The organism is Mesorhizobium sp. CA13, from assembly GCF_020165235.1.
Taxonomy (GTDB): Bacteria; Pseudomonadota; Alphaproteobacteria; order Rhizobiales; family Rhizobiaceae; genus Mesorhizobium.
In genome coordinates this window covers 120,036-145,349 of record NZ_JAIUHS010000016.1, presented here as the reverse complement: position 1 = coordinate 145,349, position 25,314 = coordinate 120,036, and the positions used below count along the sequence as shown (strand labels likewise).

Sequence of the window (25,314 nt, the reverse complement as noted above, 5' to 3'; positions counted from 1 at the left end):
AAAAGGAGCGGAAGATCAAGCAGGAGGTGCTGGATATCTTTTATGATGCCGATCTGTTGCGCCTGCGCAGCAGGAGAATTCTCGCCCGTGCATGCCGGCTTTTCAGCAACGGGCGTGGCTTCGTCAAACTTAGACCAGTCGATGAGATTGAAGCGGACGTCAAGTCGCATCAGGAGTGGATCGATCGGTCGAAGCATTTCCTGATGCAATTGACGTCGGCAAGCGGCGATTGCTTCAAATTGCTCCGCTACAGCCCAACGTCGTGAAACGAGACAGATCTCGCTGTCTGCCTCGAAGTCGGTTCCTTCCCTTCATCAACCGTCCCGTTTGTGCCGACCAGATTTGTAGGAGCGGACAGGGGTTCCAGCACATGCCATTTGGCCTGCTGCCGGTTTTTCGGCCACGCCGTTAAGCTAGCACTGCTTTCTCCTCGAATTCGACGGGGCTCAGATAGCCTAGCGTCGAGTGCCGAGGGTTGTAGAGGTGGTCGGGGGTGCCGATCTCAGCACACTTTGCACTTGTCGCAGACCTTCAGATTTCCGGGACAGTTCTCTTGCAACCAAAACATCCCGGACACGTTGTTCGTCTATTCGCAATCAGGGGAGAACGTCGTGAACGGAATAATATATCTCGTGGGTCTCGTCGTGATCGTTCTGTTCGTTCTGTCATTCCTTGGACTACGGTAAGATCATGGCCGACACAGTACCCGAAAGCCCTGCAGTTAGCCCAAGGGTGGCTGCATCGTCCTATCTTGAATGGGGGGACATATTTGGCGGCGGGATCATCGCTTGCGCCATCTCAGTGGTTCTTTTGCAATTCGGATCGAGTGCCGGCTTGGCGCTGGGTTCTCCTACTCTGCCCAACGGCGGCGCTTCTTGGAACGTGCTGGCGGCCGGGCTATGGGTAGTCGTCGTGGCCGTAGCAAGTTCCGCAGCCGGCGGTTATGTAGCTGGACGCATGCGCACGCGCTGGGAGGACAGCGACGCAAATGAGAGCGAATTCCGCGATGGCATACATGGCATCGCGGTCTGGGCTCTGGCGACACTCGGAGCGGCGTTTTTCTTTGCGATGATTGCCCGAAAAGGCGCGGATGCAGTGGTCAATCCCGCTGACGCGCAACTCAACGAAACGACCGTGCGCCTTTCAGCCAACATAACGGCCATATTCAGCTTCGCGACGGCCGCGGGCTCCGCACTTGGCGCTGCGGCCGCATGGTTTGCAGCGACTACCGGGGGTGAACACCGCAATCAGGGAATCGCCTTCCACGACGTTGTGCCGGCTTTGTTGCGCAAGCGTTAGCATGCGGATAGGCAATCTAGATCGGCCGACATAGCCTCCACAGGCGTTCGAGGCTTCTTCGGGCTGGCTCGGATCGAGGTCATTTTACTACAATCCTTTTGAGGGACACTATCCAGCGGCTGTTGACGAGAAGCCGGGCGTGGCGGAGCGCCAATCAGAATTGCACGGCTCGAAAGGCGCGGCGGCGCAGTCGATGACCAGCTTGAACTGCGTTCCGACGATCTAGAGATACGGCAAAATTGTCCGACCGCTTACATCGTAATATCCGCTTCCATGATCAGCCGGCAATTGCCGCCGTTCCAACTTCCGCGACCGCAACGTAGGTAACCGTTCACCGACATACGGTGTCGGGATGCAACGTAAGGAGCGAAACGACCACGACGGCATTGAGACCGGGTTTACGCCCGTCGGGGCCGTTTGCTGTTCGGCTTACTGTCCAAAATGCACATCGTTTGTATGAACGGCAGGGGCTTGGTCGCACGACAGGAGACGCTGGAACCTGGGGCGACAAGCAGCTATTGCGAACTATGACCGGCCGCAATCGCGTCCGTTCTTCATGGCGGTCTCGTGCTGTTCGCTGCCAGCTGGTGTTGCGGCGTGGAGTGACGACGTATCCGGGGAAGCAGGCTACACCTCCTCGGTTTCGAGCACGAATGTGCCCGCCGGTATGCGGTTAGTGATCATAGCGCGAATGCCTGCATCGATGGCCGGATCGGTTTCGTCGAACAGGCCGCACGCTTGCAGCGCCTTGCGCTGGTCGACGGAGCGGCCGAGATATTCCAGAAGCACGACCGAGGCTGCGGGTCTCCGCCCCGTAAAAGGGGCATGCCCGTCTGGATGCCGACCAGATAGGCGACGCTCGTCTGGTAGCTCGGATAGAGGATCACCTGGGTGATGCTGGTCTTGAGCAGGGTTTCGGATTCGAGCGCGAATATGCGATCGCCGAGCAGCAGCAGGGCGGCCGAATATTTCGAGGTCTTCACGCCATATTTGCCAAAATGGACGAGCCTTTCCATGCATTTCCAGAAATAGCGACCTTCCTTTTCGTAGATCACGACCAGGCATTTGATGATCTTGCCGGAATAGCCGAACGAGTAGAAATAGCGGAAATAGTAGCCGACATAGCGCCCGACATCGCCGGAACGCTGATAGAGCTGCTCCATATGCACCAGCATGTCCGACGGCGCATGGACGCCGAGTGGGCGGCGGCGCAGCCCGACGATCTCGGCAAAGCGCTGCTGGTCCATCAAAAGCTCGCCTTCGCTCACGCCGAAGAAGTCGCAGATCTTGCGCATGTTGCGACGGGACGGCCAGGTCTGGCCGCTCAGCTATTTGTTGAACTGCTGGCGGTTGATCTGCAGGCGCCGGCACACCGCGGCGATCGAGGGATAGTAGCTGCGTGAGGTCGCCCACCAAAAGTCGTTGAAAAAGCGCTCTATGCGATAGAAAACAACTTTCCGTCGGGCAAGCTCCCGGGCATCGAGAAGTTTGCCAGCATTTACGTCAACACCTCGCAAGGAGAGGGCGACGCCACCGGGCCCTGGAATTCGGGAGACGAATGGGACCGCATCGACGATCTCGAGGACGTCATGCCCATTGATGGCGGAGACGGGAGTGCAACGGTCAAGCTCAATGCCAAAGACAAGAAAGTCGCTGCCAAGATGGCGGAGCGGACACTCTCGGATCCCTCTTCCGATCCAACCACCGGTGCCGATATTGGAGCAGGCCCTGGGGCCGGGCGCACGAAGAATGGGGACATGGGCCGCGCCGCCAACATTCAGAAGGCGCCGGCGCAGGCAGAAGCCGTAGTTCGCAAGAGGAAGTAGCCTGCGAGCCGGAATAGTGCCCGAAACGCACACACTTTGGCGCCTCGTGATCAGAGTACCGGTATCCGACGGATCTTGGGAATTGTACTAAGCGGATGCATCGAACTGTTGGCCGCCGGATTCTGACCAGTCGCGCAGAAATGATCTATCCCAAGCGGCAGCGCTGCAAGCCCTTCCTGTCAGAGCAGCGGGTCGACTATCGCGTGCGGTTTCTTACCAGCAGACGCAGCAGAACCGCCAACGATTGCGCGCTGCGATTGCGCGCGAACGCTGACGGCTCCAGTTCCGGCGACGTCGTCCCGCCGTCGGGCTGCTTTCCACTCCGGCGCCGTTCCTCAGATCGACGATGGGCGCCGTGCCTCTCAGCTTCGATGCCGATCGGCCGCGCTCTTTCTCAGCGGGGTGTCAGACTGAAGTCCTGTCAGAGGAACGTTTCCGATTTCCTCACGTTCAGCTTAGGGCCGAGGCATCCTGCGCTCAGCCCACAAAGAGGAAATAAATCATGAGAATACATGTCACTGGCGCCACTGCCGCGTTGTTGCTGGTTGCTGGAATCGGCGTTGCTGCTGCGCAGGACGTCGTCGTTGTCCAGCCAGAGCAGGAGACAGTTGTCCGCGAATATGTGAAAAAGCAGCCCTTGGCGTCGGTCAACCTGTTGGGCGTGGAGCTTAAGCTGGGCTCATCAGTGCCGGACAAAGTTGAACTGCGCGAAGTTCCTAACGTCAAATACCGGGTAGCGGTGATTAATGATCAGACCGTCCTTGTCGATCCAGATACCCATCAGATCGTCGACGTCTTACACTAGCGATAAAGCCCGGTTCTATAGGCGGGCTGCGCTTCGACCCAGCCCGCCATTTTTATCTGCGCTCAGTTGGCAGGTTCTCCGAAAACGGGGCAGTTGGTCACCCAGCATGTCGGATCCATACCTGCGGCAATCCCGTCGAGCATCGCTTCCTTCGCTGCTCTTTTCGCCTCCGCCTGGGCGGCAGCAAGATTTTCCATCTCGCCTGAATTGCGGGTTGCGCGGTGGTCTCTATGAATTCAAAGCGGAATTTCGGCATTCGCATCTCCACGGTCTGATTCGGACGACGTCGCGACAGCCGGTTCCTCAGGACTATCGTTGTCTGAGCCATCTTCCCCGAGCACAGTCTCGGCGATGTAATCCTTAAGGTCGCCGACTTCGTCGTTGATCTCATCGGCCAGTATCCCTTCGCTTTCGGCATCGGAGATACATTGATCCGCCATCCTCTTGGCAGCTATTTCGGTTGGCACTGCGGCGGGCACTTCGACCTTGTGCTCATCGATCCATTCCTCGACGAAATGTGCCGTTTTATTCACGAGGATTTCAGCGTCTTGCGCCGTAGCCGTTTCGGCGTGAGGAAAGGCCGGTTTGGAGTCCATGGGAGCACCACCTTCAATGATCCATCTCTCAACGCGGATTTCGCACGAAGGATGCAACGCTTTGTCGAAACGCGGCTGGTGCAGGCCATCGCCCGACCGGCTTGCTTGGTCGATTTGAAAAGCGGTCGTTTGTTGCTTCCGACAAGGTGAGATGGGAAGGCGCCCAGGCAGTGTTAAATGATGATACGACGCCGCGCCGATGGAACATTCGGTGCGGCCACTGCGGGGGCGAGGGCCCGCGCTGGGCTCCGCCGGCATGCGTTGCAGTGCTTGCCAGAGGGGGAACCTGCGTCACGCTCGAAAGTTCTTGGGTGATGGCAAATCACCCGATCACGAGTGTGCTCACCTCAATCGGCACGCTGACCTCTCGCCCCGCGGCATTCCTGGTGCTGCTAGCTTACGCGGCTCTTTGGCTCGTTTTCGATCGGGAAAGTTTGAATTGGCACGGGGCGGCTACCCTCTTCACTTGGGCTATGACGCTGTTCATTCAAAGAGCAGAGCACCGCGACACTCAAGCGATCCATGCCAAACTGGATGAGATGTTGCGAGCAAATAGCTCGGCATCGAACATCACGCGAATTGACAAGGAAGAACCTGAGGAAATCGAAAAACATCGCAACCATAAACAGCACGGCGATTGACGTGAGCCTTTCCGATTTCGTGGCGCTCCTGGCTGGCGCCAAGCCGGTAAGGTTTGGCCAAAAGCTGGGCCGTCTATTGCCGTACCTCAGATACGCAGCCGCCGCGCTTATCGCCAGTCTGATCACCGTGCTGGCCATAAACTTAGCGCCCGAGCCACGCGTTTTGCGAACGATTGTCCCGCATCGTTTCGATGCGTCGGATCCACAGTTCGCAGGCAGCATGAGCAGTTATTCGCAAGGACAGCTGTTCGGGGCGAATGCGGTGCAAACCCTTGTCAACGGGGATGAAATCTTTCCGTCGATGCTGCAGGCGATCGAGGGGGCTAAATCTACAATAGATTTGGAGACTTATATTTATTGGTCCGGCGTCGTCGGTTATGAGTTCGCGGCTGCGTTGGCACACAAAGCCAGGGATGGTGTCGAGGTCCGTGTACTCGTCGACTGGGTGGGCAGCTTGCCGTTCGATGAATATCTGATCCAGACCATGACAAGCGCTGGCGTGCGGTTCCAACGTTATAGGCCGATCCATTGGTACACCTTGGATCGCATAAACAATCGGACCCATCGCAAGCTGCTCATCGTTGACGGACGGGTCGCGTTTACCGGCGGCGTCGGTATTGCCGATAACTGGCTTGGAGACGCCCGCAACCCAGATGAGTGGCGCGACACGCACTACCAAGTCAAAGGCCCCGCAGTCTCTGCCTTTCAGGCAGCGTTCGCCGAAAACTGGTTGGAGACGGCCGGTGAGACATTGCAGGGTGAAAAGTTCTACCCGCCACCCGAGCCAGCAGGAGCGCTTGGTGCTCAGCTGATCCTTTCTTCGCAACCGAACGGCTCGGAGAACATGGAACTGATGATGCTGGCGGCGATGGCTGCCGCCAAGGATCATCTTCGCATTGGAATGGCCTATTTCGTGCCCGACGATATTGCCCTTCAGCAGATCTTGGACGCCAGGAAGCGTGGGGTGGCAGTCGATGTGATCGTGCCCAATCGCCTCACGGACGTGCCACTGGTTCGAAAAGGCTCACGATACTTCTGGGGCGACCTACTCAAAGCCGGGGTTCGGATCTTCGAGTTTCAGCCAACGATGTATCATCCCAAACTCCTGATCGTTGACGACGTCTGGACGAGCTTTGGTTCTGCCAACCTGGACGAGCGCTCTTTGCGACTAAACGACGAAGCGACCCTCAATGTCTACGGTCAGGATTTTGCGACAACGCAGATCGACCTGTTCAATCAGGATCTCGAACGATCCAGGCAGATCAGTTTGAGCGAATGGCAAACGCGCCCCCTGGCAGAAAAGGTAACGGACTGGCTGGCCAGCAGGCTGCACTCGCAACTTTAGTGCTTTGTGGAAGGTGCTGAGGGCGAGCGCCGGCTAGTCGGGGCCTGCCGCGGCTATCGAATGGCTAAGATGCTATGGTTCGCCGGAAATGGGAGCAGCCGTGCAAAGCCAAACGCCCGGCGATCTGCTAAATATTCGCGCGCGAGTTCATCGGCCGATGCAATTTAGCCTCCGTCTTTTTGCGTGAGCGCAACGCCTTGGCTGGACCCAAGCCGCCCAGTGGCGGTGGGCCCCCGGGAATTATCAAGTTGTTTATTCAGATCAGCTTGGGGTGGCCAGAGCCGGGCGATCAAAGGCAATGGCATGTCTTAATCGGGGAGAATACTCCAACGGCGTAAGGCAGTACCAAAAGACCCAAAGGCTATCCAGAAACCGGGTTCGGCCATTGCGCTGAGATCTGAGAGACGTTGTTTCATGTGGCCCTCCGCGTACTGAGGATCGGTATTCGGTTGCCTTGAGGAAAAGAGCCCGCCCCTGAGGGAGGAGGAGCGGGCTCTTGGCTGGGCCCTGCGACCCAGCAGCACGGCGCGTTAACTTGCACCGCGCCCGGCTGCTGTACGAAACCGCAGCTGGCCAGCTTTGTTCCACATAAGAGCCCGTCGAAGCATGCGAGCCTATCCTGCCATCGGGCAGGTTCCTCCGTCCTTGCGCGGCAGAACTATCCCAAGGCAGCAAGCGCAAGGGAACAGGTGGTTGACCGGCCCTGAAAGCGTCCGGTCTGGCGGCGGAGATGGCCTTTCTTCTCGGCCACCTGCAAATCACGGGCAGCCGTACGATCATCATCGTTTGGCGCTGTCACTGTCGGCCACGGCACGAGACAGGAACGTCTGCGTCGTCTGGCCAAGCCGAAGAGGACGTTGCGGGTCTCCCGGCAGGGGAATGCCTTCCCCTGCCGGCCTCCGTGCGCAACCGGTCATTCAACCCAACAGTGCAACCCGCTCACACCGCGTCCGCGCCCGCCTGTGTGGTTACAGCAGCTACCACGTCTTCGCCCCGAAAGCCGACAGACGGCTCACGGCCCACTGTATGAAGTTCGCCTGATAGCTGGTCGCCATCAGCGACACATGTGCCTCCAGCGGCGGCAGTAATTCGAACGCCTTCGGCTCCCGCGCAAAATTCCACAACCGCACTAGCGGCCAATCACTGCGCCGCTCCTCCGCAACGGCCAGCTCATTGCGCGTGATGTGAAACAGCGTCCGCTCCCATCCATTGGTCGTCTTCACCTCAATCAGCCGATTGCTGCCGTTGGTGGCGAAGCTCAGAACGTCATAACCGGCACCGTCATCATCCAGGTGCGACACCACCCAGAGGGTGCGCTCGGCGAGAACGGTTCGGCCGGCGGCAAGCAGACTGGCACGCTCATGCGCGAGGACGCGCTCCTCGCCAGCACGGCCCAGAGCCCGATTGCGGGCATCACGCTCAGCCACGTCGTACTTCCGGGCGATGGCGGTCATCTGCTCAAGTTCTTTGGGCGGCGGCGCGTTGCTGTGCGTCGGGGGTGAGCCGATCCACAGCATCGCTTCGTCCCGAAGCGCCGATGGCGAAGGCTCCATCACCATCTGCGCGGCCGGTGCGAGCCAATCCGGATGACGATCGAGCCAGCGCACCATCGCATCGACGAGTGACGCTTGGAAATGAAGGCCGGCTTGTAGCCTGGGATCCAGCCCTCGCCGAGGCCCTTGTGCACGGCGTTGATGTTCTGATGCTTGTATTCGATCGAGCCGCGGGGCCGATCGATCATCTCCTGTAGCAGGCGGCTATGTTCGGCCTTGCTGTATGGCCGCCCGGCGATGTCGTCCGCGAGCATCGCGATATAATCCGCCACGATCGCATCGTTCTGCTCGTCGGACCAGTCACCGGCCATGGCGGCTCCCGAGCAGACCTGTCCCGCTGGAGAAGTTCCGGATTATGCCAGCAACCGCGCCGGGACACCGAGCGTCGGCCCGGCGTCGGCAAGCCGCTGGTCGAGCGTGTGCACCGTGGCGCCATGCTCCGATGCGATGGCGAGATGCAACGCGTCTCCGGCACGGAGCCCAAGGGCATGCTGATCAGCAAACCTCGCCGCCGCTCGGAACTGCCCACCCGTCACGGGCAGGACGGTGAAGCTCTCGGCAACGAGCTTGTTGAACATGGCGAGCGCCGCCGCGCGTTGCTCCAGGCTGATCTGTCCGGTCCGCAGCTTGATCGCCATGGCCGACGACATCTCCGTGACCGTCCAGTCGCTGATCAGGAGCTGCGCCGGGTCCTGCTCCGCAAGCCAGGCCTGGACCCGCGGCGTCATCGCTTCGTTGGAGAGCGCCGCGACGAGCAGCGACGTGTCGAGATAGAGCATCAATAGCGATCGCCATCCCGCATCGACCGCACGAGATCGGCGGCACTCTGAGGCTGGGGCGGCATCGCTGCCGTCAGCGATTGAAGCAGCGCGGCATCGATCGGCTTGCGCGGCTTGGCGACGGCGATGAGCCGCGCGACCGGCTTGCCCCGACGAGTGATGTCGATCGAATCGCCCGCTTCGACTCTGTCAACCAGCTCGCTCAGATGGGCTTTGGCATCCGCCAGATTGATCACATCCATGTCACGCTCCTGACCATGTAGATAGTCATATAGTGCAATCGGCCTTACAATTCTAGCGCTGCCTCCCAAATCATCTGCCGGCGAACGCTGCTCGAGACCGGAGGCAGTCCAAGCCATCCAGATTGCGCGTTCGGAAGGAACGTCCTGACCGCTCCCAAGCACGGCGCTCGCGAGCCTTTCAGGAGACGTAGGATGATACTCCAACAAACTTCCTGCCAACTCAGGTATGTGCGTAATTGGATCAACGACGGGTCCTCGATCCCCGGATTGGATGCGGATCCAGATGTCCGGCGATCGCATTCAACGGCATTTTTTCCCATCGTCACACCGGTTGGCACCGCAGGGGTGCATTTGGGCGACGTGGGGATTGAGCATCAGAGCCAACTCTGGTCGCGCTCACCGGACGAAGTCCCGCAACTGATCGATGGGTTTGTGGCAGCCGGCGCAGCCATTCGCCAGCATGATCGGTACCGCACGTGCACCGACGCCGCCGGTAGCGGCGTCCGCCTCTTGCTGCACCCGACGGACTCGGTCGGCCCACAATGCGAGCGCGCCGCCCGCGACGACCAACAGAATGCACACGGCGATGATCAATTTAGATGGGCCAGGGGGCATGTGCGATCTTCCTGGTTCCGCTCGTCGTTATCCAGAGGCCGGCCAGCAATAGCGCTGCCCCGCCATAGATAAGGCCGGCCGGGACCCACATAACGAGCCCGGCAAGCTGCTGGTCCTCGATCGGGCTCAAATTCCACACTGCCGCCCCGGCAGCATTCTCCGGGTACCAGAGCTTCGGCGATAGAAGAAGCAGGACGCCGAGCAGGCCGGTGTGCAGGGAGGTGAAGAAAAGATGCATTACGGCACTTCCATAAGCCTGCTGTTGGCGTCGGCGCGGCAGCAACGCCCACCAGAAGAGCAGGCCGGTGCCGAGGAAGCTCGCATGTTGCGCATAGTGCAGCACGCCATGCTCGAGCGCTGCCTCAAACAGGACCGGAATGTGCCACACCCATATCGCGATCCCGTGAACAATCGTTGCGGTGACAGGCCGGCTCGCAAAGGTCCAGAGCGCTCGCAGCGATTTGCCATGCCCAACCATACCCAGGGCACGCCGAAACGGCACCGGCGCAGGTGCTTCTCGCATCAGTAGGCGCCTCTCGGCTTCAGCCGGCGGCGTGCCGCAACTGTCTACCGGGGCTTGCCACTGCGCGTTGTGAGAGAGAGGACGGCAGCTCTGCCAGCTATGGCGAGTGGTTTGCATATGAATTGCCGCCAATCGAGACAGTCGCGGAACATACCGCTGGGTCGTGGGTTTACCACAAGGCTCACCAGGAACGAGATTATGAGGCCCGACGCTCTACGGATGTCGGAAGTGATCAATCCCTGAATACGAGGTAGTCGCACCCGGTTCGGCCCGACCTGATCTTTTCTGAGCGGCTCTCGCCATTGAGGAGGTTTTGCTTGCCCGGTAAGACGACACTGCCGACCAGATCAGTTACCGACATTTCCGCCTTGTTCAAAGTGCTGGAGCGGCGAGACGATATCACACCCGGAGATCGAGCAATACTTGAGGACGGTCCCTGGCGGACACGTGACTACGAGGTCGGCGACGAGATCGTCGCGGAGCACTCCGAGCCCAAGGAGAGTTGCGTTATTGTGGCGGGGATCACCGGACGAACCGTCACCTTTGCCGACGGCCGCCGCCAGATAACGGCTCTCCATATTCCTGGCGACTTCGTGGACCTGCACGCATTCCTGTTGCACGTGATGGACCACAATGTAGTTGCACTTGCGCCGGCCCGCATGGCGTTCATCGGACATGACACGCTTCGTCGGATCACCGACAGCCATCAGCACTTGTTCCGCGTGCTGTCGACCGTATTGGCGGTGGACGCCGCCATTCAGAGGGTGTGGATCGCCTGCCTCGGGCGCCGGTCCGCGGGGGCCCATCTGGCGCATCTCATTTGTGAGATGTTCCTGCGCATGGAGGTTGTCGGAATGACCCGCGGCCGGTCGTTCGAATTTCCGGTCACTCAGAGCATGCTGGCCGATACTATCGGCCTCTCTATCGTCCATCTCAATCGAACGCTGATGGAATTGCGCCGCGCGGACCTCATCACCTGGGAACGCAAGGTGGTGACTATCACGAACTGGGACCGCTTGGCTCGAGCCGCCGAGTTCGATGGCACTTACCTCAATCTTCGCAAGGAGCCCCGATAGCAACGCTCTTACGCGTGCTTGACCGCCGTCGGCGGTACCAATGATGGCCCAAGCATCACGCCGGCGCGGCACGCCCGCTTTTGCCGAATGGGCGGTTACGAAGTAACCGACGGAGCGCGTTTCTTCATAATTCAGGGCAGGAACCTTCGTACCCTCTTGTCGTTCTTGATGCTGGCCAACCACGAAAAGCACAGTCACCATGGACTGGAATTGCGTCGAAGGAAACTGGAAGCAATTCAAGGGCAAGGTGAAGGATCAATGGGGCAAACTCACCGATGACGACCTTGATCGAATCGCAGGAAAACGCGATCAGCTGGAAGGCGTCATACAAGAGCGCTACGGTATCGAAAGAGATCGCGTTCGCCAGAACGTTGACGACTGGTACAACCGCCAGAGCTAGAGTCGAAGGGCCAGAGGCTTGCCGCGTCACACGGTCGCTGCAAGCCTCTCCGTTCGACGGGCGTGGGCCGAGCAACACCCGAGCGCTCATTTGCAAAGCGGCGCGGATACGACAAAACGGCACCGATCTTGGGGCGACCAGCCGCGGTCGTAAGTCGGCGAAGAGGCGCAGCCAGCCTGCGGCGTCGACAAGCCTGGAGAGCAAGGCTGCTCGTCGGGCGGGTACAACTTGACGTACTTCAGAAAACGCCTTTTCTGATCAAGGCTATCCGCACCAATCCGCAGCCGCGGGGTTCCAGGGCGGTTTCCAAGCACCCCCGTCCCTTCCGTTGCCAACTAATCGTGGTCGCGAACTTCTCTCCGCGATGAGGAACGATAAGCCCTGTTGATCCTGCTCTATCTCGGCGAGGGAGAGATGACGTGAAAGATCCCGTTTCCAGGGTTCGCAATAAGCCGGTGACGCGACGCCTGAGGTTCATGCCGGGAGAAGCGAGCCTTGGCGAAGGCAGTCCGGAATGCGGCAAAGGCCTCGGTTGGCACGTCCTCGAATTCGTAGCGTTTCCCGCTGGACACGAACCGGACCGAAAGGGTTCTGCGGCCGGGTCGTAGACTGATTGTGTATCGAGAACGATGGCATGACGAGACCTAGACGAGCTCCATCAACATATATCGAATGACAACTTGATGCTGGCGGAAGCGCCGCTCAAGTTCGGCTCGGCAGTTGCGCCATTCTTGTAGATCGATTTTTCCGGTCATCACCTCGAATACTATGATGTCGTCGTCCCTGGAATGTTCGCCCTGCCTCCACAGCCCCTCGGCAGGCGCCTGTAGGTAGGCCGTCACGCCGTCAAATCGGCAAGCCAGATCTTCCTTTATGCGGTCAAAATCCTGTTTGGGAAACGGCTCTCCGGAGTTGTCCGCGCGGGGCAGCAAGATCTGGAAGAGGTACATGGCGGCGTCTCAATTGATTTTCGATCAACGGTGGAGATACCGACACGTTCCCAGATGCGGGTTGCTATTTATTGCCGCCGGTGCAGGCAGAATCCCAACGCCGCGTGCGACGGCAGGGCACGTGGGGTATTGGGTCCTTTGTTTCGGCGCGCACAGGGAATGCAATCTCTGGTCAGTATAAACATTCCTTGCTGTCTCCATTGGAGACCGACGGACCGCCGACAAGAATATATTCTTCCGCTCTGACGAAATATCAGGGCGCCTCCGCGCATAAGGTAGATCGAGCGGCTAGTCGGGGAACATTGAACCAGTTGCGTCGTTCGGCGCGAATGTCCGCTTTAAAGTCGAACGAGCCTTTTGACGTCGCGATCGTCGGCGGTGGTCCGGCTGGGTTGGCGGCGGCTGTTTACCTGGGAAGGTTTCGCCGCAGCGTCGTAGTATTCGACGCGGATGACGGCCGCGCGAAATTGATTGTGAAAAGTCACAACTGTCCGGGTTTTCCCGACGGAATTGGAGGCGAGGATCTCCTGCGGCGCCTCACCGCGCAAGCTGCTATGTACGGCGCTGTTCTGAGGCAGGAGCGGGTAGAGGCGATTAACCCAGTCGAAGCCGGGTTCGTCGTTCATGCTGCCAATGAAGCGTACCCGACACGCCAGGTAATACTCGCGACAGGGGTTACCGACATCACGCCCGATGTACCACACATACGCGAAGGAATCGCCAAGGGCACCATTCGCCTGTGCCCGGTGTGCGACGGTTATGAGGTGATAGACAAGGCCGTTGCCGTGATGGGCCCCGAGGAGAGCGCGATGAGGGAGGCGTTATTCCTGAAGCAGTACACGCCCAACGTCACGGTCCTGGCTAGCCGTCCCGAAGGTCTATCTGCCAATGCGCGGAGGCGAGCGGTTGCTTTCAAGGCAGGAATTTTGGACAATGTAAATAGCCTCCTTCCAATGGACAGTGGATACGAGGTACTTCTGGAGAACGGCCGCAAACAACTCTTCGAAGTGATCTATATCGCGATGGGCTGTGTCGTACGATCCGAACTAGCTACATCCCTGGGGGCCGACTGCTCAGAAGACGGCTATGTTCGAGTTGACGCGCATCAGCGCACAAGCGCGGAAGGTGTCTCCGCCATTGGAGATGTGGTGAAGGCGCTGAATCAGATTGCGGTCGGCTTCGGCCATGCCGCGGTCGCCGCTAGCGACATTCACAATCAGTTACTGCGTCAGGACCCCAGATAATCAATCAGCTTGCGTCATGACACCTTGGCTGGAATTTGAACAGGAACGTTGCCAATCGCAGTTATTCTCAGAGAGACGCATCAGCTCCAGCATCTCAACTAAGCCTCTGCTTTTATAGAGATTTCCGCCAGTTCCATAAGATAGATTCTGCGACTTGTGGATGTAGCAGGGTGGGTTCTATCTTGAACTGCGACGTTGCAGCGATACCAATGCCTTATCGCATGCATGGAACCGCACATGAAACGCAGCTACTCCCAGATCGATTTGGATGAACGCCGCAAGATCGAGCGCTGGCGCCATGCTGGCGTCAGTGTCGATGCGATTGCTGAGAAACTCGGCCGCCATCGCTCGACGATTTTCCGCGAGATCGCGCGGAATAAGTTTGAGGATCGGGAGATGCCGGATCTGACAGGCTATTTCTGTGTGGCGGCCAACCATCGGGCCAAGGAACGTCGCAGCCGTTATCGTAAACTGGTTCGGCATCCGAAGCTTCGCGCATCAATCATCGAGCGTATCAAGCATGGCTGGTCACCGGAGCAGATCGCCGGTCGATTGGCTTATGAACGCAGCAGCGTTCGCGTCTGCCACGAGACGATCTATCGCTTTGCCTATTCGCCCTATGGCCAGGAGATAAAGCTGTGGCGCTATCTTCCGGAGAGCCGCGCCCGACGCCGGCCGAGGCACGTAAGGCGGCGTCATGGCCGTCGATTTAGCCCGGATTTGAGCATTTTGCATCGTCCGGACATCGTCCGCGACAGAAAGCAGCTCGGACACTGGGAATGCGATCTGATCCAGTTCCGCAAGAAATTTGGCAAAGCGAACGTCACTTCGCTGGTCGAACGGGTGAGCCGCTTCACAGTCTTCCTACGCAACAACGACCGACAGTCGCGCGCGATCATGGATGGCTTGATTGACGTGCTTGGTCCACTTCCCCATTCGGCCCGCCGATCGATCATCTTCGACCGCGGCACCGAGTTCACAGACTGGCCCTACCTTCAGGCCGGTCTCGGCGTTCAGACATGGTTCTGCGACCCGCAGGCGCCGTGGCAGAAAGGCACGGTGGAAAACACCAACCGTCGCGCTCGCAAATGGCTTCCGCGAGACATCGATCCGTTGTCGATAGAGCATCGAGACCTGCACCAGGTGTGCGCCCATCTCAACTCGACGCCCCGAAAATGCCTCGGCTTCAGAACACCGGCCGAAGTCTTCCGTCAGAAGATACTGTTGGCCAATCGGTGAACGCGCTAACCTGACGCGCTGCTTGTCGCACTTCAGCTGGAACTCACACCGCAAAATAGAAATGTCTTGATTCCGCAACGTAGGAATGTCGCCCTGCTCGTCGGTGAGCGAGGGAGACGGCGGGTTGGGACTAATTTTAATGAGCGAGCGCGAGCTGCAACGCATCGAGGTGCTGTCGAAGGTTTTGGAGCGGCGCATGACGGTTGTCTCGGCGGCGCATGTGCTGGATATGACGACCCGCCAGGTCCAGCGTCTGCTGAAGGCGTTCCGGGCCGAAGGCGCCGCAGCCCTTCGGCACAAGGCTCGAAGACGACCGTCGAACCATCGATATGTCGCCGGCATCGGCGAACTGGCGGTTCAGTTGGTTCGGGAACACTATCTCGACTTTGGGCCGACCTTGGCGGCCGCGCGGCGAACCACGGCCTGGTCGTGTCGCGAGAGACGTTGCGCAAATGGACGGCGGAAGCTGGAATCTGGCTGTCCCGAAAGCAGCGCAGGACGTTCCATCAGCCCAGATTACGTCGGGAGTCATATGGCGAGTTGGTGCAGATCGACGGCAGCGATCACCGTTGGTTCGAGGAGCGGGGCGATCCATGCACCCTGCTCGTCTTCATCGACGATGCCACGAGCAAGCTCCAGCAGCTTCGCTTTGTGAAGTCGGAGAGCACCTTCAGCTACTTCGAGACGCTCGAGCTCTATCTGAAGGCGCACGGCTGCCCAGTCGCATTCTATTCCGACAAGCATACGGTGTTTCGTGTCGCCAAGACGGACGCCAAGGCAGGCCGCGGCATGACCCAGTTTGGTCGCGCCTTGTCGGAACTCAACATCGAGATCCTGTGCGCCAATTCGAGTCAGGCCAAGGGCCGGGTTGAAAGGGTCAATCGGACGCTGCAGGACCGCCTCGTGAAGGAACTGCGCCTTGCCGGCATATCTGACATCGAGGCGGCCAACGCGTTCTTGCCGATATTCATGGCTGACTTCAACGAAAGGTTCGCCGACCGGACAATCTGCATCGCGCATTGAATGTTGCGCCGGATCGGCTGCGTGACATGCTGTGCAAGCGGGAGCAGCGTTATGTCGGCCAGCAATTGTCGTTCTCCTACGAACGCAGGCAAATCATGCTTGAGAAGAACGAGCTTTCGTGCGGGCTGGTCGGCAAATACGTCGATATCTACGAATTCGCCAACGGTCGGCTGGACGTTCGATGGAGAGCGTGTTCCTTGCCTTACACCGTCTTCGATAAGGAGCAGCGCGTCACGCACACGGCGGTCACCGAGAACAAACGGCTCGGCGAAGTGCTGACCTGGATCAAGGCTCAGCAGGAGGAGGCGCGGCCTCCGCCGAAGATCAAGACCAACAGCGAGCAGAGCGCTTACAAGAAGCGCGGGTCGAAGCCGGGCCGCAGGACCGATTTTCTCAACGACCCTGCTGTCATCGCGCGGCGAGAACAGGCGCTGGCAAGGTTGGCCGCTGCCGAGTGAAGCGGCTTTCAAAGCTAAAGCCAGGGAGCCAGGCTGCCCCCGATCGGGCTGCGCAACCCGGACCAGCTTACGCCCGATCGGGCGCTCTGGTCCGTGCCATTATCCCGCACTTGGGCCCTTAGGTTGTCAAGCATCTGCGACCCGGTTACCCCCCGCGAACAGGCCAGCAAATTCATCGATGGCCTGGGGTCATCTTGTTGCGAATGGAATCGGCCGTGTCGAAGATGATGGCTCGCGCAATGTCGGCCTCGCGTTCCGAGGCCGATGTCGTGATCACGACCCATCATCGCCATCAGCATCATGGCACAGGGGTTTATAATGAGGACGGCGGCCGCCTTCATCACCGTCACCACGGCCAAGTGGCCTTTTACGACAACGGTAAGCGTGCCTGGCATCGCCACCATCGTCGGCCCGACACCGTTGTCGTCACGGGCTCGATGCACCGTCAGCATCACCGCCCGGTGGTCATCCAGCAGGACGACAGCGATTATTGATCGCCAAGCTTGACCCGGCTTTCTTGATCCTGATCTGTCAGCCGGGTCATGCTTGCGTCGCGGGACGGCCTAGCAGATTAGCCTAAGCGCAGATGGACCCAACCTTCTGTCCGGAGCCCTCTTTTGTATCTGCCTGTTGTGACCACATGGCATAACAGTTGGCCGAGTACCTGGGTATTCCCGGCTGCTGTCGCCCTGTTCCACTTTCGAATCTGGTCACTTAGGCTAGATCCGGCTAAGATCCGGATCCTCACATCTCGAAAAGTTCCGAACCGACTCGCATTCACCAGCTTTCGCGGGTCCGCAACTGGGCGATCGGGCTGGCCAATTGCCGTTATCTCTAGCGTTTATCTCGGCAAAGCACGAACGGTTGGACTGCAATTAATCGGCAACGGAATATGTGCAGCTTCCAAACTGGAACCTTTTCCATTTTCGGCGATTCATTTTGCATGTCCGAAACCGCACCGGTTGCCGCTCCCATACTGCCTGAGGGAAGCCCCGACAGGGAAGTGAACTGCGAAGTTGCAATAGAGACCGCCTTCGCGGCTTTGGTAGCCTCTTCAATCGCGCAGGGGTGGTCAGCAGAGGAAACGGCAACGGCGCTCCTTAACCTCGCCACTGCACATTTGGCTAAGCTCAAAGCCGCGATCACCTAGCTGATGGCCAAACTGCCTCACGCTTCGGCATCCCGATGCCGATTGTTGGTTGCGCGGCTATGCGTCCTGGCTCAGCGTAAGAATTGCGAGGCGTGAGCGGCATGTGGTTGGGCATTCAGAGAGCCTGACAGGCCTGACCGAAACAAGCCAGGCGATATAAAGCCGGTCACTCTGCGCGAGGTGGCTCCTCTATCCCTGCGAGCTGAGACACACCAATCGGTATTGCCGCGACTACAAAAAAAAGGGGCATGAATTCGAATCGGAAGCGATGCCTATCCGAAGGAAATCTCGTCAGATCTGACGACCTCCTCAAGGGGCCTCTCGTCATTAGCTTCTATCGCGGGGTCTGGTGTCCTTGTTGCAACATGGAATTGCAGGCGCTGGAGGCTGCCAAGCCCGAGTCCGACAAGCTCGGCACCTCGCTTGTGGCGATCTCGCCGCAGACGGCGCCGAACAGTCGCAAATCCGTCCGCCAGAACAATCTCACCTTCCCCATCCTCTCGGATGTAAATGGCGAGGTTGCAGCCGCCTTCGGCATTCGCTTCAAGCTGCCGGACTATCTAATCGATCTCTACAAGAGCCTGAAGAACGACCTACCGGCCTTCAACAATGATCCGAGCTGGGCGCTGCCGATGCCGGCCCGCTATGCCATCGCCCAGGACGGCACCATCGCCTATGCAGAGGTCAATCCGGCTATACCCGCAGGCCGGAGCCGGACGACATGCTGCCGACCTTGCGTCAACTGGTGCGCTCGACCGCCTGAGGAAAGCGGCAGGTTCGGCGTAAGCGCGCTGTGGCCGTCCGCGACGATCCTCCCGTCCAGTTCGACCATGCCATTCCTTAACTGCGCAGCTTGCTCGGTTTCATCGGCTTGGCCGATGTCGACGTCATCCGCATCGAGGGCGTCGCCAAGGGACGAGATGCGGTCACCGACGCATTCGCCAAGGCGACCGCCAAGGGCGATGCCGTTGTGGTTGTGGCTGCAAACGCGCGAAGTCGCTGCGGCCGCATAGGGCACTGCGTCACCCCGCATCAATGGCAGGCGCCCGGCGCCTGCCGTTCTTTCTCTCAAGTGTCCTTCGCGTCCGCTTGCAACTCGGACAGCGGCGGCAGCACGACAGCCGGATGCCGGCCCTCGCGCAGCATCAGTCCGAGACTGTAGTCGACGGCCAGTTTCATGGCACCCAGCGCCGTGCCGTCATCTTCAAGCGAACTGACGGCGATCCGTGTCGGCCATGCAAGGTCCGCCGCGATATTTCCAACGCTTTCCGTCATCAGCGGATTTCTGCCGACGCCGCCGCCAAGCACGATCAGCCCAGGATCAAGCATGCCGATGCAGCCGGCCGCCAGCCTGCCGATATCGGCGGCATGACGCTCGACGGCCACCATTGCCGGTCGTGAACCTTCAAGAGCGCGCGCGAACAGATCCTTGGCCGAGTCTGGCGGCGCGCCTTCCCCGGCGGGCCAGTCGACTCGGCAGCGCTCAAGCAGCGCCCGCGAGCCGAGATAATGTTCGAGTCCTTCACGATAGGGCGTCTCGCTGGCTGACCACGGAAACGGCATGCGGCCAATTTCGCCGGCCGCACCCCCGGCGCCGCGAAACAAGCGTCCCTCGGTGATGAAGCCGAGCCCGACCCGCACGCCAACCTGCAGAAAGACGAAGGTCCGGTGACCTCGCGCGGCACCAAAATGCATTTCGCCGATGGCCGCGCAGTTGACGTTGTTTTCCAGGATGATCGGCACCTCGATGCTACGGCGCAGCAGGTCAAGCGCGGCGGACGGCCCCCCAGGACGGTCAAAACCATCATTGGAGACTATGCGCGGCACCGCCACGGCAATGGCGCGCAGCGCGCGAAAACTCTTGCTGACCTTGGCCATTGTGGCACGCGCCACCGACAGGACGATGGCTCCGACCTCGTCGGCATCGCCGGCCTTGGCTTCTGGAATCGGTTCTTCCGCCGATATCAGCTTCTGTGTGTCCATCGAACAGGCAACCGCCCGCACCTGGGCGGCGCCGACATCGATGCCAATCGCGTAGCCCGCACCCGAGCCGATGCCGTAGATGGTCGCCGTGCGGCCAATGGCGCCGCGTTCCCGGCCGCGCGCGGCAACGAGGCCGAGCGCGCTCAGCTCCGACACGGCGGCCGACATGGTCGGCTTCGACAGGTCGAGCATGGCGCCGAGCTTCGGCCGCGTGACCGGTCCATGCGCGGCGAGCACGCGCAGCACGGCTCGGGCACTGTCGGTCAGATTTGGGATTTCCGCAGCCGCCATCTCAGCCGTTTGACCTTTTGCCCTGAAATCCTGTCTCGGTCGGTACAGCGAAAGCGCCGCCGACTCAAAGCCGCATTCCGCCCTCAATGCCCCATTGCTGACCGGTTTGGCAATTTCCACGATGTCCGCACAAGGATGTCAGACTTCCGTCGGCGACCACGGCCTCAGCTTGGTATCGGTCTGCCGATAACGGAAGACGATATCGGTCAGGCCGGCCGCATCCTGCATGTTGCCGACGACAAGCTGGATGGCGACGATTTCCAGAATGGCATCGGCGAGGGCATTGCCAAGGGCCGGTACGGAAATCACCGCCAGCCTGTCGGCCGAAACGACATCCGAGCGCCGCGTGACCAGCACCGATGGGCAGCCAAAGCCGGCGACATCCTGCGCGATCTTCACCTCGCGGCCATCGCCGATGACGATCAATCCGGTCGCCGCATCCTGAGATTCCATCGGTCCATGCAGATAATTAAGCGTATCCCACCCGGATGCCGGCACGCGAACCGCCTCGCGGATCAGCATCGCCGCCTCGCCGGCATTGGCGAAGCCGACACCGGCGCCGACGATATCGATGGATGTTCTGCCCTGCAGCAGCCGCGCCGCTTGTCCGGCAGCATGCTCCGCATCGGAGAGGACGGTGGCGACCGCGCCCGACAAACGCGCCCAGTCGAAGCGGTTGCCGGCAAGCCGGTCGATCAGCATGCCAAGCGCCAGCAAGGTCCCGGTATAGCCGGTCGAGCTGGCGCCATTATCGTCGCCCGAATCAGTGGCAAGAGCGGCGCCGGTCAAATCAGCCAGCGGATTGTCGCTGCCACGGCAGATCGCCAGGCGCGGCGACGCGGATGCTTCACGCATGACATCGAAAATTTCTCGGCTCTGCCCTGAGGCCGACAGTGCGATAAAGACATCGGCGGCCGCATCCGTGCGACCATAGAGATCTGTCGGCGTATAGGCGACGGCCCTGATGCCGGAGGCGCGCAGATAAAGCGCCCCGGCCAGCGCCGCCTGGTAGCTGGCGCCAATACCTGCAAGGCCGATCGTCTTGCCGGCAAAGGCTCGGAGATCGAGGCCGTCGAGTGCGGCGGCCACTGAGCGCCTGCCAATCTCGAGACTTTCCGTCTGGCGCGCCACCGCCAGGCGATAGCCAATCCGCTTCATCATTCAAACAGCTCCAATGTGTGGGGATAGCTCCTGGCCAACGAGCAGCCGCCGGGCCAGAGCGACGCCGCCGAGCACCGGCGGCTCGCGCAGCAGCACGATCTGGCTCGACGGCGATACTTTCGCCATGGCCTCGACGAATGCCGTCATCAGCATCGGCTGTTCCGAGATGACACCGCCGCCGGCCACGACCAGAGCAGGATTGGCGCCGCGTTCGATCAACAGTTCGACCAGCGCGGCAAGTCCTGCCCCACCTTCCCTGATAACGCGGTTAGCCAGAGCCGATCCTGCGATGGCCGCGTCGAACACGGCATTGGCATAGCGACCCCAGACCGCGGCACCGCGCGTTTCATTGAGCAGGATGCCGAGCTTGGTGTGGTCGTCGGTATTGAGTTCGCGCATCAGTGTGGCTATCAGCGGGTCACCATCGTCGCCCCTGTCGAGGCTGTGGCGGATCGCCTTGGCGGCCTCGCGTACCAAGGCCGGCGCACTGCCCTCATCGCCGAGGATCCAGCCCCAGCCGCCGGCCGCCAGCATCCTGCCTCGGCCCGTGCGCGCCACCGCGATGGAACCTGTGCCGGCGACGACGCCGATGCCTTCGGCATGGCCGGCGGCGGGCACCATCAGTTCGGCATCGTTGACCACCTGCACCGCGCCGCCGGTCCTGCTCGCCAGCAGCGCCTGGAAGCGCAGGCATTGTTCACCCGTGTCGCAGCCATGCGCGCCGACTGCCAGCGCAACGGGCGCCACGCCACCGCACAACCCCGCGACGATGTCGGCGAGCCTCGTGGCATCGGACTCCATCTGGCGAATACGCCAACTCTCCGTCACCAGCACCTCGTCGGCGATCGTGCGCTCGTCCATGCACGCCATAATGCGCGTCTTGGTCCCGCCTATATCCACACCTGCAATGATTTTCTGGGTCACCAACATCCACCGCCCATGCCGGACGAAGCGGGTTGCCGCGTCCAATTCGCATTAGTTAGGAAACTTTACAAACTATCTTTCCAGACGGCAAGAACTATGATTTGATAATCGTCGTAAAAAACGCATCAAGCGCGATTGGGAGATTGCAACATGAGCAGGAGAAGGATTGGTCTGGCCCTTGCGGCCGCGTCTTTCGCATGGGGACTCACGGCAAGCGTGGCTCACGCTACCGACATCTCGTTCTGGACCTGGCGTCAGGAAGATAGGGCCGCCTACAATGAACTTTTCACCGATTTCACCAAGGAGAACCCGGACATCCATGTGAAGTTCGAGTCGTTCCCGGATGAGAACTATCCGACCATCGTCTCGACGGCCTTGGCCGCCGGCAAGGGCGGCGACGTCATTCATACCCACGCCTATGGCTGGCTCGAGCAGTTCGTGAAAGCAGGCTACTTCGAGCCGCAGGATCTGACCAGGGTTCCGTCACTTGCCAACCAGCCCGCCGATGCGCTGGTGGCCGGCACATACCGCGCCGACAAGAAGGTCTATTCCCTGCCCTTCGCTTCGCAGACGCTTGGCCTGTTCATCAACAAGGACGTCTTTGCCAAGGCCGAGCTGAGCCCGCCGACCACATGGGACGAGTTCATAACCGTCAGCAAGGCGCTGAAGGTCAAGGGTATCTACCCCCTGGCCAACGGCATGGGCACGAGCTGGTTCAACGAGATGTTCGTCGCCATCTTCACCAACCCGTTTCTCGGCCAGGACTTTGTCAGCGACCTGACGTCGGGCAAGACCACCTTTAAGGACCCACGCTACGTCGCGGCACTCGGCAAGCTGCTCGAATTGCGCGACTACATGCCTCCTGGATTCGAAGGCATCGACTACGACACCGCTGGCCAGCTGTTCATCAGCGGCAAGGCGGCGATGCTGGCCGGAGGCAGCTTCGACATCGCCAGCTACCGGACCCAGAACCCGGACATCAACATGGACTTCATCGCCCCGCCAATGGCCAGGGCCGGCGATGTGCCGCAGGTGACTAAGTTCTTTGATGGCGGTTATGCCGTCAACGCCAAGTCGGCCAACAAGGAGGCCGCGCTCAAGCTGGTGAACTGGATGGGCACCAAGGAATTCGGCGACAAGTTCTCGGCGTTGCTCGGCAACATCTCGCCGATCAAGGGCGTGGTCATCAAGGACGAACTGCTCGCCCACGTCGCCAAGTTGAACGAGACCGCCATGCCGCATATCAATGTTGTATACTTCCGTTTCGAGAAGCCGACTGGATCGGAGCTGCTGCAGGGCGACATCACCAAGATGATGTCAGGTTCGATCAACCCGGACCAACTGGCCGCCGACCTGACCGACGGCCTGGCCAAATGGTACAAGCCTTTCCAGGTCAAGTGAAATGAACAGCGGCCGGCGCCACCCCTCAAAAGCTTTTCCGTGGCGCCGATCACTCTGGATAGCGGCCCTGCTGACACCGGCCCTGGTGGTCATGGTGCTGTTCGTGCTGTGGCCGCTGCTTTCGGCCTTCCGTCTCGCCTTCTATGAGTTCAACGGCCTGCGGCCGACCGGATTCATCGGCTTCGAGAACTTCCGCAAGGTGCTGTTCGAACAGCCTTACAGCGGCTGGACCTACAATGCGCTGAAACACAACATCGTCGCCTTCGTGGCGCTGATGGTGTTCGAGAACGGCACCGCTTTCCTGCTTGCCTACGCATTGCTGAAGGCCTTGCCCGGTCACCGCGTCCACCAGGTCATCGTCTTTCTGCCTGTTGTGCTGTCGGCCGTCATCGTTGGCTTCCTGTGGAAACTGTTCCTGCATCCGCTGTTCGGGCTGGTTAACCAGACGCTGGTGCTGATCGGCATTGGCGCCATCCCGTGGCTCGGAAGTGAAAACACCGCGCTGGGCAGCATCCTGTTCGCGAACATCTGGCACTGGCTCGGCTTTCCGACGCTGGTGCTGCTGGCAGGCATGCAGCGCGTCGGCAAGGAAGTGATCGAAGCTGCCCGGCTGGATGGCGCCGGCGACTATGTGCTGATGACGCGCATCATCTGGCCGCTGATTGCGCCGAGCGTCACCATCGTCACCATCTTGACCTTCATCGGCAGTTTCAACTGGTTCGAAATCCCCTATGTCATGGCCGGCCTCACCGGTTCGCCAGGCGGCGCGACGGATGTGCTCGGCCTCTATTTCTACCGGACCGCCTTCGGCTCGACGACAACAGGCATCCAGGATTTCGGCCAGGGCAGCGCGCTGGCGGTGATGATGTTCATCATTGTTGCCGGCGTCACAGCAATCGCGCTTCGCTATCTGCGCCGTCGCGAGATCGAACTGTGAGCGCAGCGGTCGGCACCAGGGAACCCGGCGAGCTGTTGAAGAACGGCGCCATCCAGCTGATGCTGGTGATCAATGCCGTCATCATGATCTATCCCCTGTTCGTCATGGTGATATCGTCCTTCAAGACCAATGCCGAGATCTTCAGCTCGCCCTTCGCCCTGCCGGCGCACTTTTCGCTGGTCAATGCCGAGCGCGTGTGGAGCGAAACCAATTTCGTCCGGTACCTCGCCAATTCTCTCGGCATCACCTTGGCCGCGGTAGCACTGATCCTTCTGTTCAGCACCATGGCCGCCTATGCCATCGCCCGCTATCAATTCAGGCTGAGCGCACTGGTGCTGATGTTTTTCCTGAGCGGCATGACCGTTCCGCTGAAACTGGCGATCATTCCATTGTTCATCCAGCTGGATTCGCTTGGCCTGGTCGACAGCTATGCCGGCTTGGTGCTGGTCTATGTGGCCATGGGCATTCCTTCCGCGGTGTTCATCATGACGGGCTTTCTCAGGACCTTGCCGCGCGAACTGGAGGAGTCGGCGCGCATGGACGGTGCCAGCGAATTTCGCATCATGCGCTCGATCATGCTGCCGCTGGCGCGCCCGGCCTTGGTCATCGTCGCGATCCAGAATGCCGTGCCGATCTGGAACGATTTCTTCTTTCCGCTGGTGCTGATCACGTCGGACGATCTCAAGACGTTGCCGCAGGGCCTCACGGTCTTCGTCGGCGAATTCACGACCGATTGGGGCGTGCTGTTCACCGGGCTGACGCTGGCGGCCCTGCCGATCACCCTGCTCTATATCGTGCTGTCGAAGCAGTTCATCTCAGGCATCACGCAAGGCGCAGTGAAATAGAGGACGAG

At 60.0% G+C, this 25,314-nt stretch carries 26 protein-coding genes and 4 pseudogenes; 17 read left to right on the top strand and 13 right to left on the bottom strand.

Features of this window, described 5'->3' with window-relative positions:
* Together LB566_RS27475 and LB566_RS27470 are read left to right on the top strand one after the other, a co-directional pair.
* Nucleotides 1-266: pseudogene (locus tag LB566_RS27475) on the top strand (hypothetical protein); the annotation flags it as partial.
* 424 nt (nt 267-690) lie between these two features.
* Nucleotides 691-1,299: a hypothetical protein gene (locus LB566_RS27470; RefSeq protein WP_140554019.1), complete on the top strand. Its 609-nt coding sequence runs from the start codon at nt 691-693 to the stop codon at nt 1,297-1,299.
* A gap of 680 nt (nt 1,300-1,979) precedes the next feature.
* Here LB566_RS27470 and LB566_RS27465 read toward each other — a convergent pair.
* Nucleotides 1,980-2,594, bottom strand: coding sequence for a hypothetical protein (locus LB566_RS27465; protein WP_140554021.1), 615 nt, complete (start codon nt 2,592-2,594; stop codon nt 1,980-1,982).
* A 294-nt stretch (nt 2,595-2,888) separates the two neighbouring features.
* On the opposite strand from LB566_RS27465, the gene LB566_RS30625 reads away from it, so the two are divergent.
* Both LB566_RS30625 and LB566_RS27455 read left to right on the top strand, forming a co-directional pair.
* Complete coding sequence (locus LB566_RS30625) at nt 2,889-3,125, top strand: hypothetical protein (protein ID WP_348642868.1); 237 nt, start codon at nt 2,889-2,891, stop codon at nt 3,123-3,125.
* Nucleotides 3,126-3,627: 502 nt separating this feature from the next.
* Nucleotides 3,628-3,930, top strand: a complete 303-nt coding sequence (locus tag LB566_RS27455; RefSeq protein ID WP_140554023.1) for a DUF1236 domain-containing protein — start codon at nt 3,628-3,630, stop codon at nt 3,928-3,930.
* Nucleotides 3,931-4,166: 236 nt separating this feature from the next.
* Here LB566_RS27455 and LB566_RS27450 read toward each other — a convergent pair whose 3' ends face one another.
* Nucleotides 4,167-4,526, bottom strand: coding sequence for a DUF768 domain-containing protein (locus tag LB566_RS27450; protein WP_181172653.1), 360 nt, complete (start codon nt 4,524-4,526; stop codon nt 4,167-4,169).
* Between the two features lie 314 nt (nt 4,527-4,840).
* Between LB566_RS27450 and LB566_RS27445 the strand changes: the two genes are divergently transcribed.
* Nucleotides 4,841-5,167: a low affinity iron permease family protein gene (locus LB566_RS27445; RefSeq protein ID WP_140554026.1), complete on the top strand. Its 327-nt coding sequence runs from the start codon at nt 4,841-4,843 to the stop codon at nt 5,165-5,167.
* 1 nt (nt 5,168) lies between these two features.
* Entirely contained in the window at nt 5,169-6,512 is a 1,344-nt protein-coding gene (locus tag LB566_RS27440; protein WP_224629011.1) for a phospholipase D-like domain-containing protein, read from the top strand.
* Nucleotides 6,513-7,489: 977 nt separating this feature from the next.
* Here LB566_RS27440 and LB566_RS27435 read toward each other — a convergent pair.
* From LB566_RS27435 to LB566_RS27410, 6 genes are all read right to left on the bottom strand, one after another.
* The gene (locus tag LB566_RS27435) at nt 7,490-8,122 is read right to left on the bottom strand and encodes a DUF3883 domain-containing protein (RefSeq protein WP_224629010.1); all 633 of its coding nucleotides are present in this window, start codon (nt 8,120-8,122) and stop codon (nt 7,490-7,492) included.
* Complete coding sequence (locus LB566_RS27430) at nt 8,065-8,376, bottom strand: hypothetical protein (protein ID WP_224629009.1); 312 nt, start codon at nt 8,374-8,376, stop codon at nt 8,065-8,067. Before LB566_RS27430 ends, LB566_RS27435 begins: the two co-directional genes overlap by 58 nt.
* Nucleotides 8,377-8,418: 42 nt before the next feature.
* Nucleotides 8,419-8,844 (bottom strand): type II toxin-antitoxin system VapC family toxin, encoded by a 426-nt coding sequence (locus LB566_RS27425; protein ID WP_140554028.1) that lies wholly within the window; start codon nt 8,842-8,844, stop codon nt 8,419-8,421.
* Complete coding sequence (locus LB566_RS27420) at nt 8,844-9,086, bottom strand: type II toxin-antitoxin system Phd/YefM family antitoxin (RefSeq protein ID WP_140554029.1); 243 nt, start codon at nt 9,084-9,086, stop codon at nt 8,844-8,846. The genes LB566_RS27425 and LB566_RS27420 overlap by 1 nt, the downstream gene beginning before the upstream one ends.
* A gap of 396 nt (nt 9,087-9,482) precedes the next feature.
* A complete protein-coding gene (locus LB566_RS27415; protein ID WP_140554031.1) occupies nt 9,483-9,680 on the bottom strand; it encodes a hypothetical protein in 198 nt (65 codons plus the stop codon).
* A gap of 1 nt (nt 9,681) precedes the next feature.
* Nucleotides 9,682-10,179 carry a cytochrome c oxidase assembly protein gene (locus LB566_RS27410; protein ID WP_224629008.1) on the bottom strand — a complete coding sequence of 166 codons (498 nt, stop codon included), beginning with the start codon at nt 10,177-10,179 and terminating at the stop codon, nt 9,682-9,684.
* Between the two features lie 362 nt (nt 10,180-10,541).
* On the opposite strand from LB566_RS27410, the gene LB566_RS27405 reads away from it, so the two are divergent.
* Entirely contained in the window at nt 10,542-11,300 is a 759-nt protein-coding gene (locus tag LB566_RS27405; protein WP_224629007.1) for a Crp/Fnr family transcriptional regulator, read from the top strand.
* A 199-nt stretch (nt 11,301-11,499) separates the two neighbouring features.
* Nucleotides 11,500-11,700: a CsbD family protein gene (locus LB566_RS27400; RefSeq protein WP_140554033.1), complete on the top strand. Its 201-nt coding sequence runs from the start codon at nt 11,500-11,502 to the stop codon at nt 11,698-11,700.
* Nucleotides 11,701-12,095: 395 nt separating this feature from the next.
* Here LB566_RS27400 and LB566_RS27395 read toward each other — a convergent pair whose 3' ends face one another.
* Nucleotides 12,096-12,314, bottom strand: coding sequence for a KTSC domain-containing protein (locus tag LB566_RS27395; protein ID WP_140554110.1), 219 nt, complete (start codon nt 12,312-12,314; stop codon nt 12,096-12,098).
* 30 nt (nt 12,315-12,344) lie between these two features.
* Entirely contained in the window at nt 12,345-12,650 is a 306-nt protein-coding gene (locus tag LB566_RS27390) for a hypothetical protein (protein WP_140554035.1), read from the bottom strand.
* A gap of 302 nt (nt 12,651-12,952) precedes the next feature.
* Here LB566_RS27390 and LB566_RS27385 point away from each other — a divergent pair, with 302 nt between their 5' ends.
* From LB566_RS27385 to LB566_RS27360, 6 genes and pseudogenes are all read left to right on the top strand, one after another.
* Nucleotides 12,953-13,894 carry an NAD(P)/FAD-dependent oxidoreductase gene (locus LB566_RS27385; RefSeq protein ID WP_224629006.1) on the top strand — a complete coding sequence of 314 codons (942 nt, stop codon included), beginning with the start codon at nt 12,953-12,955 and terminating at the stop codon, nt 13,892-13,894.
* A gap of 237 nt (nt 13,895-14,131) precedes the next feature.
* Nucleotides 14,132-15,133, top strand: coding sequence for an IS30 family transposase (locus LB566_RS27380; RefSeq protein WP_140554036.1), 1,002 nt, complete (start codon nt 14,132-14,134; stop codon nt 15,131-15,133).
* A 124-nt stretch (nt 15,134-15,257) separates the two neighbouring features.
* Nucleotides 15,258-16,614 (top strand): annotated as a pseudogene (locus tag LB566_RS27375) (ISNCY family transposase).
* 224 nt (nt 16,615-16,838) lie between these two features.
* Nucleotides 16,839-17,108, top strand: coding sequence for a hypothetical protein (locus tag LB566_RS27370; RefSeq protein ID WP_224629020.1), 270 nt, complete (start codon nt 16,839-16,841; stop codon nt 17,106-17,108).
* A 934-nt stretch (nt 17,109-18,042) separates the two neighbouring features.
* Nucleotides 18,043-18,527: pseudogene (locus tag LB566_RS27365) on the top strand (peroxiredoxin-like family protein); the annotation flags it as partial.
* A gap of 54 nt (nt 18,528-18,581) precedes the next feature.
* A pseudogene (locus LB566_RS27360) lies at nt 18,582-18,737 on the top strand (FMN-dependent NADH-azoreductase); the annotation flags it as partial.
* A 95-nt stretch (nt 18,738-18,832) separates the two neighbouring features.
* Here the strand turns inward: LB566_RS27360 and LB566_RS27355 are convergent.
* The 3 genes from LB566_RS27355 to LB566_RS27345 form a co-directional block, all read right to left on the bottom strand.
* Nucleotides 18,833-20,038 carry an ROK family transcriptional regulator gene (locus LB566_RS27355; protein ID WP_140554041.1) on the bottom strand — a complete coding sequence of 402 codons (1,206 nt, stop codon included), beginning with the start codon at nt 20,036-20,038 and terminating at the stop codon, nt 18,833-18,835.
* Nucleotides 20,039-20,176: 138 nt separating this feature from the next.
* Entirely contained in the window at nt 20,177-21,199 is a 1,023-nt protein-coding gene (locus LB566_RS27350; RefSeq protein WP_140554043.1) for an SIS domain-containing protein, read from the bottom strand.
* Nucleotides 21,200-22,123, bottom strand: a complete 924-nt coding sequence (locus LB566_RS27345; RefSeq protein WP_224629005.1) for a BadF/BadG/BcrA/BcrD ATPase family protein — start codon at nt 22,121-22,123, stop codon at nt 21,200-21,202. It abuts the gene before it with no gap.
* Nucleotides 22,124-22,273: 150 nt separating this feature from the next.
* Between LB566_RS27345 and LB566_RS27340 the strand changes: the two genes are divergently transcribed.
* The 3 genes from LB566_RS27340 to LB566_RS27330 are packed head-to-tail and all read left to right on the top strand — an operon-like array spanning nt 22,274 to nt 25,306.
* Nucleotides 22,274-23,524, top strand: coding sequence for an extracellular solute-binding protein (locus LB566_RS27340; RefSeq protein ID WP_140554044.1), 1,251 nt, complete (start codon nt 22,274-22,276; stop codon nt 23,522-23,524).
* A 1-nt stretch (nt 23,525) separates the two neighbouring features.
* Entirely contained in the window at nt 23,526-24,461 is a 936-nt protein-coding gene (locus LB566_RS27335; protein WP_140554046.1) for a carbohydrate ABC transporter permease, read from the top strand.
* Nucleotides 24,458-25,306 (top strand): carbohydrate ABC transporter permease, encoded by an 849-nt coding sequence (locus LB566_RS27330; RefSeq protein WP_140554048.1) that lies wholly within the window; start codon nt 24,458-24,460, stop codon nt 25,304-25,306. Before LB566_RS27335 ends, LB566_RS27330 begins: the two co-directional genes overlap by 4 nt.
* The last annotated feature ends 8 nt before the right edge of the window (nt 25,307-25,314 follow it).